This is a genomic window from Kribbella steppae, from assembly GCF_004342025.1.
Taxonomy (GTDB): domain Bacteria; phylum Actinomycetota; class Actinomycetes; order Propionibacteriales; family Kribbellaceae; genus Kribbella; species Kribbella steppae.
Genome location: NZ_SLWN01000001.1, coordinates 929,130 through 941,841 on the forward strand (window position 1 = coordinate 929,130; position 12,712 = coordinate 941,841).

Genomic DNA, 12,712 nt, shown 5'->3' on the forward strand with positions numbered 1-12,712 from the left:
TCAGCCGACGATCCCGCCGTTGAGGGTGAGGCCGCCGTCGATGGTGATGGTCTGGCCAGTGATCCAGGACGCCTCGTCCGACAGCAGGAACCACACCAGCGAGGCGACGTCCTCCGGCGTACCCAGCCGTTGCAGCGGGTAGGTCGACGCGACCTTGTCCTCACGGCCTTCGTAGAGGGCTCCGGCGAACTTGGTCTTCACCACCGCCGGAGCCACTGCGTTGACCCGGATCTCCGGCGCCAGCTCGACCGCCAGCTCAGCCGTCACCCGGGACAGCATCGCCTTGGTCGCGCCGTACCAGCCGATCCCCGGTGACGGCGCCAGGCCGGCCACCGAGGACAGGTTGACCACCGCGCCGCCGTGGGCGCGCATCCACGCGTCCCGGCAGGCCTTCACCCACGCGATCGTGGCCAGCACATTGGTGTCGACCATCTTGGTCGCGACGGCCGGGTCGACGTCGAGCAGCTTGCCGTAGATCGGGTTGATGCCGGTGTTGTTGACCAGCAGGTCCACCGACCCGTACGTCGCCACCGCGGCGGCCACCACACTCGCACGGTGCTCCGGGTCGGCCGCCTTACCCGCGACGGCGAAGGCGTGGGCCCGGCCGCCGAGAGACTCGACCGCCTGGTCGAGCGTCTCCTGGGTACGGCCGGTGATGACGACGCGCGCGCCATCGGCCACCAGGCGCTGCGCGATCGCCAGCCCGATCCCCCGGGATGCTCCGGTGATGATCGCCGTACGGTCCTGCAACGACATCAGCTGAGACGCTCGAGGATGACGGCCATCCCCTGGCCGCCGCCGACGCACATGGTCTCCAGGCCGAACTGCTTGTCCTCGAACTGCAGCCCGTTCACCAGGGTCGTCATGATTCGCGCACCGGTCGATCCGAACGGGTGGCCGAGCGCGATCGCACCGCCGTGCACGTTCAGCTTGTCCTCGTCGATGCCGAGTTCGCGGGCCGAGCCGATCACCTGGACCGCGAAGGCCTCGTTGATCTCGACCAGGTCGATGTCGTTGATGCTCATCCCGGCCCGGGCCAGCGCCTGCTTCGACGCCTCGATCGGACCGAGGCCCATGATCTCGGGCGACAGGCCGCTGACTCCGGTCGACACGATCCGCGCCAGCGGGGTCAGACCGAGCTCGCTGGCCTTGGTGTCGCTCATGATCACGACCGCGGCGGCGCCGTCGTTCAGCGGGCAGCAGTTGCCGGCCGTGACCGTGCCGTTCTCCCGGAACACCGGCTTGAGCTGGCTGACGCCCTCCAGTGTCGTCCCGGCCCGCGGGCCGTCGTCCTTGCTCACCACGGTCCCGTCCGGCAGCGTCACCGGGACGATCTCGCGGTCGAAGAAGCCGTTGCCGATTGCCTTCTCGGCCAGGTTCTGCGAGCGGACCCCGAACGCGTCCTGGTCGGCCCGGGTGATCCCCTTCAGCGTCGCCACGTTCTCCGCGGTCTGACCCATCGAGATGTAGATGTCCGGGATCTGCCCGTCGGAGCGCGGATCGTGCCAGGTGTCGTTGGTCTCGGCGTACTTCTCGGTCCGCTGCACCGCGTCGGCGAAGGCCTCGTTGAACGAACTCGGGTCGCCGACCCCGGCCGAGCCGAAGTTCTTGTACCGCGACACACACTCGACGCCGGCGCTGACGAAGATGTCGCCCTCACCGGACTTGATCGCATGGAACGCCATCCGCGCGGTCTGGGTCGAGGACGCACAGAACCGGTTGACCGTGGTCGCCGGCGTGTTGTCCCAGCCGAGCTGCACCGCGATCCGGCGGGCCATGTTGCCGCCGTGCTCGTCGTGCGGCTCCGCACACCCGACCGCCAGGTCCTCGATCTGGTCACCGGTCAGCCCCACCTTGTCGACCGCCGCCTTGATCATCTGTACGGCGAGGTCGTCCGGCCGGATGTCCTTGAGCGACCCCTTGTACGCGCGGCCGATCGGCGAACGCGCGGTGGACACGATGACTGCTTCAGGCATTGCAGGTCCTTCCTAGAGGCCCAAGTCGCGGCCGATGAGTTCCTTCATGATCTCGTTGCTGCCGGCCCAGATCTTCGTCACCCGGGCGTCCCGCCAGGCGCGCGCCACCCGGTACTCGTTCATGTACCCGTAGCCGCCGTGCAGCTGGACGCACGCGTCCAGGATCTCGTTCTGCACCTGGGCGCTCCACCACTTCGCCTTCGCCGCGTCCACGGCCGACAGCCGGTTCTCGTCGTGCGCGACGACCGCGTTGTCGACGTACGCCTGGGTGACCTCGGCCTTGGTCACCAGCTCGGCGACCAGGAACTTATTGAACTGGAACGAGCCGACCGCCTGGCCGAACGCCTTGCGCTGCTTCACGTACTCGATCGTCTCGGCCAGGATCTGGGTGGCCTGCGCGATGTTGCAGACCGCGGCGCCGACCCGCTCCTGGGCCAGCCGCTCCATCATGTGGATGAAGCCCCGGTCCACCTCGCCGAGCACGTTCTCGTCCGGGACGAACACATCCTCGAAGAACAGTTCCGACGTACCGGACTCGGTCTGGCCGACCTTGTCGAGCTTGCGGCCGCGGGCGAACCCGTCCATGCCCTCCTCGATCACGAACAGGCTGATGCCCTTCGCGCCCTTGGCCGGATCGGTGCGGGCGGCGGTGATGACGAGGTCGGCCATGTCGCCGTTGGTGATGAAGGTCTTCGACCCGTTCATCAGCCAGCCGCCGTCGACCTTCTTCGCCGTCGTCTTCAGCGCGGCCAGGTCGGAGCCGCCGGACGGCTCGGTCATCCCGATCGCGGCGACGTACTCTCCGGAGCAGAACTTCGGCAGCCAGCGCTGCTTCTGCTCCTCGGTGCCCAGATCCACCAGGTACGGCGCCGCGCAGTCGAAGTGGATGCCGAAGCAGCTCGACAGCGACGCGGAGACCTTGGACACCTCCTCGGCGAACACCGCGTTGAACCGGTAGTCGCCGACGCTCGAACCGCCGTACTCCTCCGGCACGTCCAGCCCGAGGAAGCCCTGCTTGCCGGCCTCCAGCCAGGCGGCCCGGTCGATCGTCTTCTCCTCGAGGAACTGCTCCATCCGCGGCACCAGCGAGCGGTCGCAGTACTCCTTCGCGCTCGCCCGGAAAGCGTGGTGGTCCTCATTGAAGATGACGCGTTCCATGGGGCCTCCGAGGATTGAGACAGGTTGCTAAGCGCTTGCTTAGCTTCGCGAACTTGAGGCAGGGTGTCAACGTGTCCGCAGTCACCAGTCCCCTCGTCTGGGAGCACGTCCAGCCGGCCGCCGCACGCCGGCTGCTGACCGGCGCCATCGACGCGTTCGCCGAGCGGGGTTTCCAGGCCACCACCACCCGCGACATCGCGTCGCGGGCGGGGATGAGCCCGGCCGCCCTCTACGTGCACTACCCGTCCAAGGAGCGGCTGCTCTTCGAGATCAGCCTGTACGGCCACCGTGCGGCTCTCGACGTACTGCGGAACGCCGACCAGGGCTCGTCACCGGCGGACCGCCTGCGCGGCATGATCTCCGCGTTCACCGCGTGGCATGCCGAGCACCACACCATCGCCCGCGTCGTGCAGTACGAGCTGGCAGCACTCACCCCTGAGCACCTGGCCGAGGTGGCCGCGATCCGCCGGGCCATCTCCAGCCAGCTGGAGCAGGTCCTGACCGACGGCATCCGCGACGGGTCCTTCGCCGTCTCCGACCTCCCGGGTACGACGCTCGCCGTACTCTCGCTGGCCATCGACGTCGCCCGCTGGTACACGTCGCATCGCGGGGACCCGGAGGCTTTGGGCACGCTCTACGCGGATCTGGCCCACCGCATGGTCCAGACATAGCAAAGACCCCGCACCAAGAGGTGCGGGGCCTTGAAGCTGCGTCAGACCTGGAGGGCGGCCTGAACGTCCAGGTGGATGTCCACCTTGTCACCGATCAGCAGCTTGCCACCCTCGAGCGGCACGTTGAAGTCGATGCCCCACTCCTTGCGGCTGATCTGCGCGGAGGCCTCGAAGCCGATGATGGTCTGGCCGTAGGCGTTCTGGTCCACGCCGAGGAACTCGACCGCGAGCTCGATCGGCTTGGTCACGTTCTTGATGGTCAGCTCGCCGGCCAGGACGTAGTCGTCACCCTCCGGCTTGAGGGCGATGCTGGTGAAGGTCATCTTCGGGCTGTTCTCGGCGTCGAAGAAGTCGCCGGACCGCAGGTGACCGTCGCGCTGCTCGCTGCGGGTGTGGACGGAGCCCAGCTCGACGACGACGTTGGCGGTCGACTCCTCCAGGGAGTCCTTGACGACGATGTCGCCGGCGTACTCCTGGAAGGTGCCGCGGACCTTGGTCATCAGGTGCCGGACGGTGAAGCCGATCTCGCTGTGCGCGGGGTCGATCGCGTAGGTACCGGCGACCAGGCCGGGGATGGTGCTGGTCGGGGTTGTGCCGGTGGTAACGGTCTCGCTCATTGGTTCCTCTCGGGTCTTACGTGGGGGCGTGCTGGTCAGGGTCGACGCAGCCAGGGGGAAGTTCAATGTTCAATCTCTTAGCTACGACACTAGAGAGGAACGGTTTAAATGTCAACTACATTCCCGGTACACTGATCCCGTGACGATGACGACTGAGACCCGGTGGCTCAACGCCGAGCAGCAGGTGGCGTGGCGCGCGTACCTGCTGGGCACCGCGCGCCTGATGGCGAAGCTGGACGACGACCTGCGTCAGTTCGGCATCGGTATCAACGACTACGAGATCCTGGTCCGGCTCTCCGAAGCCCCCGACCGCCGTCTCCGCATGGCCGACCTCGCCGACCGACTGCACCAGAGCCGCTCCCGGCTGACCCACACCGTGGGGCGCCTCGAGGCTGCCGAGCTGGTCCGCCGTACGTCGTGCACCAGCGACAAGCGCGGCGTCTGGGCCGAGCTCACCGAGGCCGGCCTCACCCTCCTGGAGCAGGCCGCCCCCACCCACGTCGAGGGCGTCCGCGCCAACCTCGTCGACCTGGCCGACCCGGACGATTTCGCCGCGGTCGGACGTGTCTTCGATTCCGTCTCGGAGCACATCGGCCAGCGCTGACTCCCCGCCCCGGTCAGCTCACCGGCGCGGGCGGAGTGATCTCGAGAGTCAGTTCGGTGCGGTCGGCGCCGCGGTAGGCGAGCATCGAGTCGCGCATGCGGCGTTTGGCCGGTGGCAGGTGATTCACCGCGCGCATCGCCGTTCGCATTCCGGCGAGCGCCAACCGGCCGACCACCGGCTTGTGGACCGGGTCGTCAGCCGTCATCTGCGCCCGCGACTTGATCACCGCATCGAAGCCGTACTCGATCATCTTCGCCTCGTATTCACGCACGGCCGCGATCAGCTCCTGTCGCCCATCGCGTACGGCGATCAGCTGCCTGCAGAGGTTGACCGCATCGCGCAGCGCGGTGTTCGCGCCGACTCCGCGGCCTGGCGTCATGGTGTGGATCGCGTCGCCGAGGAGCGTCACGTTGGTCGTCTGCCACGGCTCGAGCGGGACCGAGGTCCAGATGTTCACCGGGAAGGCGGTGCCGGGATCGGTCAGCTCGAACAGCCGGCGCAGATTCGGGTGCCATCCGGGAGTCAGCCGGAGCGCCGCATCGATCAGCTCACGCCCGCGCAGCTCCATCACGTTCGCCGGCAGCTTGTCCGCGGTCGCCGACAGGCCCCAGTTGATGTAGTCGCGGGTGTTGTCGAACTGGAGCCCCGGCCAGCGCCGGATCAGCTCCTCGGTGTTGCCACCGATACCGCTCTTCACGTTCCCGTCGCGGTCCCACTGGAACTCCATCACGTGCAGGATGCACGCCAGCCCGCGTGGAGCGGTCACCATCGTGATGCCCTCGAACACCTTCGGCGGCACGAGTTTCGCGCTCTCCTCGGTGATCGGCAGCTTCCCGGCGATCGCGATGATCCCGGTCTCCTCCGTCGTCGCCTGCGGCAGGTATTGGCGTCGTACGCGCGAATGAGCCCCGTCGGCCGCCACCAGCAGGTCACCGGTCGCCTGTGTCCCGTCCGCGAAGTACGCCGTGACGCGATCGCCGTCCTGCTCGAAGCGGGTGAACTCCTTGCCGAACTCGACCACATCCTCGAGTCCGGTCAGCAGCACCTGGCGCAGCGTCATCCGGCTGATCGACTTCTCGCTCGCCACCGGGTCGGTGACCGGCGGCAGGTCGAGCGACAGGACCTCCTTGAGGTCCTCGGTGAGCATGTTGAAGTACTTCGGGTCGCGCGCCCTGGTCGCCACGAACGTGTCGTACAACTCCTTCGGCAGCAGCGCGTGCAGCGCTCGGCTGCCGTCCGGATCGATGCCGACCCGGTAGCCGTGCAGCCCGTCGGTCCGCAGCGCGTCCCGCTCGAACACGGTCACACCGATCCCAGCGCGCTTCAGACCGTGCGCCAGCGCCAGACCACCGGTCCCGCCGCCGATCACCAGCACCTTCATCTCCAACTCCTCATCTCGGATCTTCAAGTATCTTGGTATTCCGAGTATCTTGGAGATCCGAGAGAAATACAAGCCCTATGCTGAGGCGAACCATGACCAGTTCCCGAGAAGAGCTCGCCGCCGAGATCCAGGAGCGGATGGTCCGGCTGATCGCGGATGTCATCCTGTTCAACCACGCGGTCTCCGCGAAGGTGGGCCTGGGCGCCAGCGACTCCCAGTTCATGACGCTGTTGCAGACCTACGGCCCGCTGACACCGCGGCAGCTCGCAGAGCACACCGGCCTCACCTCCGGCACGGTCACCGGCGTCATCGACCGGCTGGAGACCCTGGGGCTGGTCACCCGCAGGCCCGACCCGCACGATCGGCGCAAGGTCGTGGTCACCCCGTCGCCCGAAGCGATCCAGGAGAAGCTCGTCCCGCTGTACGCCGAGCAGGGCGCCCGGATGCACGCGATGCTGGCGACCCGCAGCGTCGACGAACTCCGGACGATCTCGGCGTTCCTGGCCGACGCGGTCGGGTCCGATACGAACGTTGTAGCGGAGAGCTAAAAGGCTTGGACACCCTCCACCGTGCCCCGGAGAATCCCGTGGCGTGACGGACTTTCACCAAGACGGCCGAGCCGGGATCGACGCCGCGCTGGTACGGCGCTTGATCGCGGATCAGTTCCCGCAATGGGCTCACCTGCCGGTGACACCAGTGAAGATCGACGGCTGGGACAACCGGACCTACCGCCTGGGCGAGGAACTGACGGCACGACTGCCCACGCACGAGAGCTACACCGCTGCCGTGCACAAGGAGCACCAGTGGCTGCCGATCCTCGCGCCGGCGTTGCCCGTGCCGATCCCCGAGGCTGTGGCCAAGGGTGAGCCGGGTCAGGGCTACCCCTACCACTGGGCGATCCGCCGCTGGATCGACGGCCGGACCGCGTCGCACGACACCGTCACGAACCTCGACGACTTCGCGCGGTCGATCGCCGAGTTCATCCGCGCCCTGCAGAGCGTCGACGCGACCGGCGGTCCTGAAGCCGGCGCGCACAGCTTCTACCGCGGTGCGCCGCCGGAGTACTACCACGACGAGACGATGGAGGCGCTCGCCGTACTCAAGGGCCGGATCGACACCGACCTGGCGCGTGAGGTCTGGGAGACCGCACTGGAGATGCCGTGGGACGGGCCCGCGGTGTGGTTCCACGGCGATATCGCGAGCGGCAACCTGCTGGTCCAGAACGGTCGACTGTCCGCCGTGATCGACTTCGGCACATCAGGAGTCGGCGACCCCGCCTGCGACCTGGTCATCGCCTACACGTTCTTCAGCGGGGCCTCCCGCGAGACCTTCCGCACCGCTGTCGCCCAGGACGCAGGCACCTGGGCTCGCGCCCGCGCCTGGGCACTCTGGAAGGCCCTGATCACTCTGGCCGCCGACCGCGACACCGAGGTCAATCACCAGGTGATCACCGAGGTCCTGGCCGATCACCAAGCCCAGGCCTGACTACACGAACGCCGCGACTCCCTCGTACGCCGCGACCGGGGCGGCGCCGACTGCCTCGTACTCGAGTACCACCAAGCCGCTCGGCGTCACTTGCTGCTCGACGAGTCGAAGGCCGACGGCTTCGCCTGGATGCTCGATCAGCCGTCGCCCTGAACCGACTACGGTCGGGGCCACTACGAGCCTGAGCGTGTCGACGAGACCGGCCGCCAGCAGGGCATTGCCTAGTCGCGCGCTCCCGTGGATCTGCAGCTCACGTCCCGGCTGGGTCTTGAGATCCCCGACGGTCTGGACCGCGTCGCCGCGCAGCACGGTCGTCGGGTGCCAACTCCCCTCGGTGAGGGTGTTGGTCACGACGTACTTCGGTAGCGAGTTCATCCGCGCGGTGTACGGGTCATTCGGGTCGGTGATCTGCGGCCAGTCCCGGGCGAACGCCTCGTAGGTCCGCCGGCCGAACAAGATCCCGTCGGCGAGGTCGAGCCAGTCGGAGGTACGCCGGACGAACTGGTCGTCCAGGTAGGGCACGAGCCAGCCGCCCCGGGTGAAGCCGTCACTGGTGTCCTCGGTCGGTGAACCAGGCCCCTGGCTGACCCCGTCGAGGGAGACGAACTCGGTCAGGACGAGCTTCATCGCGAGGCCTCGCTCTCCGCGACGTCGGCGAGTTGCTTGGTGACCGAACCCCAGCCATCGGCGAAGCCGAGTTCCTCGTGGCGGGCACGGGCGGCCGGATCGCCGTGCCGGACCACGATCCGGTAGTCCGTGCCCTCCGGGTGATCGGCCAGCCTGATCTCGGCCGTCATCGCGATCGGTGCGGGATCCGCGGGACGCCAGGTGCTGTCGATCGCATTCGTGTACACGAGCCGCTCGAGCTCGTCGACCACAAGGAAGGTCGCGTCCAGATGCGGGCCGAACTGCACGCCGTCGTCGCTCAGTTGCGTCACGATAGCGCCGCCGGGCCGGACGTCCAGTCGTTCGACCCGGCACACGGCCGGAGCCGGCACCCACCACTGCGCGAAGCGGGCCGGATCGGTCCACGCCCTCCAGACCACGGCGCGTGGAGCGCGGATGACCCGCTCCAGGGTCAGGTCGAGATCCGGGTTCATGCCTGCTCCTCCAGTGAATCGGTGACGAAACGTTCGAGCCGGTCGGTGCGGTCTTCCCAGATCCGGCGCTGCTCGGCGAGCCAGTCGTCGACGAGAGCGAGCCGGTCGCGGTTGAGCACGCAGGTGCGCACCCGGCCGACCTTGACCGTGCGGATCAGGCCGCTGCTCTCCAGCGTGCGGACGTGCTTCATGAACGACGGCAGCGTCATCGGGAACTCACCGGCGAGCTCACCCACACTCGTCGGGCCGCGGCCGAGCCGCCGGATGACGCGGCGCCGGGTCGGATCGGCGAGGGCGACGAACACACCGTCGACATCCGACGAATACTGTGCCATGTGGCTAAGTATTGCGGCCGCAGATACTTAACGCAAGGGCTAAGTATGAGTTCGAAGGAGCCCACCGAAAACGCCGGCGCCCACCTCGCGTGCGGCGAGGTGGGCGCTGGAACGTCTTCTGCTCAGTCTCGAGTGAGCTCTTCTGCTCAGTCCCGCGTGAGCTTCCGGTAGGTCACCCGGTGCGGACGAGCGGCTTCCGGGCCGAGTCGCTCGACCTTGTTGGCCTCGTACGACGCGAAGTTGCCCTCGAACCAGAACCACTTCGCCGGGTCCTGCTCGGTGCCCTCCCAGGCCAGGATGTGCGTCGCCACCCGGTCCAGGAACCACCGGTCGTGGGATACGACCACGGCACAGCCCGGGAACTCCAGCAGCGCGTCTTCGAGCGACTGCAGGGTCTCCACGTCCAGGTCGTTGGTCGGCTCGTCGAGCAGCAGCAGGTTGCCGCCCATCTTCAGGGTCAGCGCGAGGTTCAGCCGGTTCCGCTCACCGCCGGACAGGACGCCGGTCGGCTTCTGCTGGTCCGGGCCCTTGAAGCCGAACGAGGCGACGTACGCCCGGCTCGGCATCTCGAAGTTCGCGACCTTGATGTGGTCGAGGCCGTCGGAGACCTGCTCCCAGACCGTCTTCTTCGGGTCCAGGCCGCCGCGCGACTGGTCGACGTACGAGATCCGCACCGTCTCGCCGAGCTTCAGCGAGCCGGCGTCCGGCGTCTCCTGACCGACGATCATCCGGAACAGCGTCGACTTGCCGACACCGTTCGGGCCGACCACACCGACGATGCCGGCCCGCGGCAGCGAGAAGTTCAGGCCGTCGATCAGCTTGCGGTCGCCGAAGCCCTTCTCCAGCTTGACGGCCTCCAGGACCGTACTGCCCAGCCGCGGACCCGACGGGATGTTGATCTCGTCGATGTCGAGCTTGCGGGAGCGCTCCGCCTCGGCCGCGAGCTCCTCGTACCGGGCCAGCCGGGACTTGCTCTTGGTCTGCCGGGCCTTCGCGTTCGACCGGACCCACTCGAGCTCGCGCTCCAGGATCTTCTGCCGTTTCGCGTCCTTGCGGCCTTCGACGACCAGACGCTCCTGCTTGGTCTCCAGGTACTTCGAGTAGTTGCCCTCGTACCCATAGGTCCGGCCGCGGTCCATTTCCAGGATCCACTCGGCGACGTTGTCCAGGAAGTACCGGTCGTGGGTGATCGCCATGACGGCGCCCGGGTACTTCTGCAGGTGCGACTCCAGCCACTGCACGGACTCGGCGTCCAGGTGGTTGGTGGGCTCGTCGAGCAGGAGCAGGTCGGGCTGCTGCAGCAGCAGCTTGCAGAGCGCGACCCGGCGACGCTCACCACCGGACAGGTTGTCCACCAGCAGTTCCGCCGGCGGGCAGCGCAGCGCGTCCATCGCCTGCTCCAGCTGAGCGTCGATGTCCCAGGCGTTGCGGTGGTCCAGCTCGGTCTGCAGGTCCCCCATCTCGGCGAGCAGCGTGTCGTAGTCCGCATCGGGGTCGGCCAGCTCGGCGGAGATCTCGTTGAAGCGGTCCAGCTTCTGCTTGGTGTCGCCGACACCTTCCTCAACGTTCTCCAGGACCGTCTTGCCCTCGGTCAGCGGCGGCTCCTGCAGCAGGATCCCCACCGTCGCGTCGTCGGCCAGCCGCGCTTCGCCGTTGGAGGGCTGGTCGAGCCCCGCCATGATCTTGAACAGCGACGACTTGCCGGTGCCGTTGGGCCCGACCACGCCGATCTTCGCGCCGGTCAGGAAGTTCAGCGTGACGTTGTCGAGAACGACCTTGTCGCCGTGTGCCTTCCGGACGTTGCGAAGCGTGTAGATGAAATCCGCCATACCCCAGAGCCTATGTGCTCGCCCCCACCCGAACCCAATCTGTCCGCTCAGTTGTCCACAGATCAGGAATCGGTACGACGGAACGCGCCGCGTCGCCTGCATCTTCTCCGGTGACAGCGCATCCGCGATCGAACGGAAGGGTGACCACCATGAGTCTCGGCGAGACCTATGTGACCGTGCAGGGCTGGGTCGGCAGCGACCCGGATTTCAAGGAGATCGGCGGGCAGACGGCCCGCGCGACGTTCCGGATGGGCTCGACACCACGACAGTACGACCGCACCCTCGGCACGTACGTCGACAAACCCACGACCTGGTTCACCGTCGAGTGCTGGCGCGCCCTGGCCCAGAACGCCTTCGACTCGGTGCATGTCGGCCAGCCGGTCATCGTCACCGGCCGGCTGCGAACCCACGAATGGACCGACGAAGCCGGCGAATCCCGCAGCCGCGTCGTCCTCGAGGCCTTCTCCCTCGGCCACGACCTCACCCGAGGTACGACGACGTTCACCAAGACCCCTCCGCGCCCAGCCAGCGCGTCAGCCACCGTCGGCGGAGAAACCGCCTCCGAGGCCGCGGCGTCACCCGGCGCGCTCGGCATCGCTCCTTCGTCGGACCCTGCCGAGGCGACCGCTTCGCCGTTCCCAGCCGATGAGTACACCGCGGCTCCGATCCCGCTCTCCCCCACCACCCGGGAGTCGGAGGCGGCATGACTATCTCAGTCTTGACTTATATAAGTCAAGAACGGCATTCTGGGCTGCACCACAGCCGGAAACGAGAGGGAAACAGCCGTGATCGACATCCTCGAGCACATCAACGCGGTTCAGCGCGAAGTCAGCCGGACCGGCGAGACGGTCACCGTCGTGATGCGCCGGTCGTACCGGGCCGAGCCCGAGGAGCTCTGGGACGCCCTGACGGATCCGGAGCGGATGCGCCGCTGGTTCATGCCGGTCACCGGCGACTTGAAGGTCGGCGGCGCCTTCCAGCTGGAGGGCAACGCCGGCGGCGAGATCCTGGAGTGCGAACCACCCAAGCGGTTCAAGGTCACCTTCGGCGGCCCGACCAGCCTGCTCGAGCTCCGTTTGCTCCCAGGCCCCGGGGCTTCGACCGAGCTGGAGCTCGAGCACTCGATGAGCGAAGCTCCGGCCCCTGGCGGCTCCGGAGCGCTCTGGGTCGGCCCGGGCTGGGACGGCGGCCTGCTCGGCCTTGCTCTCTACGTCGCCGGCGAACTCGACGAGAACACCAACCCGGTCGAGATGGCCGACTCCCCCGAGGTCATCAAGTACAACGAGCAGTCGGTCCGCGTCTGGATCGAAGCGATCCGCTCCTCCGGGACCACCTCAGAAGACGACCTCGCGGAAGCCGCCAAGATCTCCATGGCACAGTACGCGCCCGACGCAGAGGTCTGACCCGAGCGCAGGACCCTAGAACGACGAACGTCCCGCCGGGGAGTGCGCCTGCACAGGGCACTCCCCGATCGGCACTCCACCGGGCACACTCTCCTGGTCGCCGGACGTTGACCACATCCACTGCCCACAGGTTGCCGCAGGTGGACGACCGGG

The 12,712-nt window shown here is 67.7% G+C and carries 15 protein-coding genes; 6 read left to right on the forward strand and 9 right to left on the reverse strand.

The window, feature by feature from the left end:
- From EV652_RS04365 to EV652_RS04375, 3 genes are read right to left on the reverse strand one after another with little or no spacing between them, the layout of a single operon-like run.
- The gene (locus tag EV652_RS04365) at window positions 1–756 is read right to left on the reverse strand and encodes an SDR family oxidoreductase (RefSeq protein ID WP_132207599.1); all 756 of its coding nucleotides are present in this window, start codon (window positions 754–756) and stop codon (window positions 1–3) included.
- A complete protein-coding gene (locus EV652_RS04370; RefSeq protein WP_132207600.1) occupies window positions 756–1,976 on the reverse strand; it encodes an acetyl-CoA C-acetyltransferase in 1,221 nt (406 codons plus the stop codon). Before EV652_RS04370 ends, EV652_RS04365 begins: the two co-directional genes overlap by 1 nt.
- Before the next feature lie 12 nt (window positions 1,977–1,988).
- The gene (locus EV652_RS04375; protein ID WP_132207601.1) at window positions 1,989–3,134 is read right to left on the reverse strand and encodes an acyl-CoA dehydrogenase family protein; all 1,146 of its coding nucleotides are present in this window, start codon (window positions 3,132–3,134) and stop codon (window positions 1,989–1,991) included.
- A gap of 71 nt (window positions 3,135–3,205) precedes the next feature.
- Between EV652_RS04375 and EV652_RS04380 the strand changes: the two genes are divergently transcribed.
- Entirely contained in the window at window positions 3,206–3,805 is a 600-nt protein-coding gene (locus tag EV652_RS04380) for a TetR/AcrR family transcriptional regulator (protein ID WP_132207602.1), read from the forward strand.
- A gap of 41 nt (window positions 3,806–3,846) precedes the next feature.
- Here EV652_RS04380 and EV652_RS04385 read toward each other — a convergent pair whose 3' ends face one another.
- On the reverse strand, window positions 3,847–4,422 hold the full coding sequence (locus tag EV652_RS04385) for a YceI family protein (RefSeq protein ID WP_132207603.1): 576 nt from the start codon (window positions 4,420–4,422) through the stop codon (window positions 3,847–3,849).
- Between the two features lie 145 nt (window positions 4,423–4,567).
- Here EV652_RS04385 and EV652_RS04390 point away from each other — a divergent pair, with 145 nt between their 5' ends.
- Window positions 4,568–5,026, forward strand: coding sequence for a MarR family winged helix-turn-helix transcriptional regulator (locus EV652_RS04390; RefSeq protein ID WP_132207773.1), 459 nt, complete (start codon window positions 4,568–4,570; stop codon window positions 5,024–5,026).
- 13 nt (window positions 5,027–5,039) lie between these two features.
- Here EV652_RS04390 and EV652_RS04395 read toward each other — a convergent pair whose 3' ends face one another.
- Window positions 5,040–6,407 carry an FAD-dependent oxidoreductase gene (locus EV652_RS04395; protein ID WP_132207604.1) on the reverse strand — a complete coding sequence of 456 codons (1,368 nt, stop codon included), beginning with the start codon at window positions 6,405–6,407 and terminating at the stop codon, window positions 5,040–5,042.
- Window positions 6,408–6,499: 92 nt separating this feature from the next.
- Between EV652_RS04395 and EV652_RS04400 the strand changes: the two genes are divergently transcribed.
- Window positions 6,500–6,955 (forward strand): MarR family winged helix-turn-helix transcriptional regulator, encoded by a 456-nt coding sequence (locus EV652_RS04400; protein ID WP_199237989.1) that lies wholly within the window; start codon window positions 6,500–6,502, stop codon window positions 6,953–6,955.
- 43 nt (window positions 6,956–6,998) lie between these two features.
- Window positions 6,999–7,892, forward strand: a complete 894-nt coding sequence (locus EV652_RS04405) for an aminoglycoside phosphotransferase family protein (RefSeq protein WP_132207605.1) — start codon at window positions 6,999–7,001, stop codon at window positions 7,890–7,892.
- On the opposite strand, the gene EV652_RS04410 is transcribed toward EV652_RS04405, so the two are convergent.
- The 4 genes from EV652_RS04410 to ettA form a co-directional block, all read right to left on the reverse strand.
- On the reverse strand, window positions 7,893–8,519 hold the full coding sequence (locus EV652_RS04410; RefSeq protein ID WP_132207606.1) for a dihydrofolate reductase family protein: 627 nt from the start codon (window positions 8,517–8,519) through the stop codon (window positions 7,893–7,895).
- Window positions 8,516–8,992, reverse strand: coding sequence for an SRPBCC domain-containing protein (locus tag EV652_RS04415; RefSeq protein ID WP_132207607.1), 477 nt, complete (start codon window positions 8,990–8,992; stop codon window positions 8,516–8,518). The genes EV652_RS04410 and EV652_RS04415 overlap by 4 nt, the downstream gene beginning before the upstream one ends.
- Window positions 8,989–9,327 carry an ArsR/SmtB family transcription factor gene (locus EV652_RS04420; protein ID WP_132207608.1) on the reverse strand — a complete coding sequence of 113 codons (339 nt, stop codon included), beginning with the start codon at window positions 9,325–9,327 and terminating at the stop codon, window positions 8,989–8,991. The genes EV652_RS04415 and EV652_RS04420 overlap by 4 nt, the downstream gene beginning before the upstream one ends.
- Before the next feature lie 146 nt (window positions 9,328–9,473).
- The gene (ettA, locus tag EV652_RS04425; protein WP_132207609.1) at window positions 9,474–11,156 is read right to left on the reverse strand and encodes an energy-dependent translational throttle protein EttA; all 1,683 of its coding nucleotides are present in this window, start codon (window positions 11,154–11,156) and stop codon (window positions 9,474–9,476) included.
- Window positions 11,157–11,305: 149 nt separating this feature from the next.
- On the opposite strand from ettA, the gene EV652_RS04430 reads away from it, so the two are divergent.
- On the forward strand, window positions 11,306–11,863 hold the full coding sequence (locus EV652_RS04430; protein WP_132207610.1) for a single-stranded DNA-binding protein: 558 nt from the start codon (window positions 11,306–11,308) through the stop codon (window positions 11,861–11,863).
- 78 nt (window positions 11,864–11,941) lie between these two features.
- Window positions 11,942–12,559, forward strand: a complete 618-nt coding sequence (locus EV652_RS04435) for an SRPBCC family protein (protein WP_242001543.1) — start codon at window positions 11,942–11,944, stop codon at window positions 12,557–12,559.
- Window positions 12,560–12,712 lie beyond the last annotated feature (153 nt).

Coding starts and splice junctions, on each gene's coding strand:
- EV652_RS04410 (WP_132207606.1), bottom strand. CDS start 8,519: ATGAAGCTCGTCCTGACCGAGTTCGTCTCCCTCGACGGGGTCAGCCAG.
- EV652_RS04375 (WP_132207601.1), bottom strand. CDS start 3,134: ATGGAACGCGTCATCTTCAATGAGGACCACCACGCTTTCCGGGCGAGC.
- EV652_RS04365 (WP_132207599.1), bottom strand. CDS start 756: ATGTCGTTGCAGGACCGTACGGCGATCATCACCGGAGCATCCCGGGGG.
- EV652_RS04415 (WP_132207607.1), bottom strand. CDS start 8,992: ATGAACCCGGATCTCGACCTGACCCTGGAGCGGGTCATCCGCGCTCCA.
- EV652_RS04395 (WP_132207604.1), bottom strand. CDS start 6,407: ATGAAGGTGCTGGTGATCGGCGGCGGGACCGGTGGTCTGGCGCTGGCG.
- EV652_RS04385 (WP_132207603.1), bottom strand. CDS start 4,422: ATGAGCGAGACCGTTACCACCGGCACAACCCCGACCAGCACCATCCCC.
- EV652_RS04390 (WP_132207773.1), top strand. CDS start 4,568: ATGACGACTGAGACCCGGTGGCTCAACGCCGAGCAGCAGGTGGCGTGG.
- EV652_RS04370 (WP_132207600.1), bottom strand. CDS start 1,976: ATGCCTGAAGCAGTCATCGTGTCCACCGCGCGTTCGCCGATCGGCCGC.
- EV652_RS04420 (WP_132207608.1), bottom strand. CDS start 9,327: ATGGCACAGTATTCGTCGGATGTCGACGGTGTGTTCGTCGCCCTCGCC.
- EV652_RS04430 (WP_132207610.1), top strand. CDS start 11,306: ATGAGTCTCGGCGAGACCTATGTGACCGTGCAGGGCTGGGTCGGCAGC.
- EV652_RS04400 (WP_199237989.1), top strand. CDS start 6,500: ATGACCAGTTCCCGAGAAGAGCTCGCCGCCGAGATCCAGGAGCGGATG.
- ettA (WP_132207609.1), bottom strand. CDS start 11,156: ATGGCGGATTTCATCTACACGCTTCGCAACGTCCGGAAGGCACACGGC.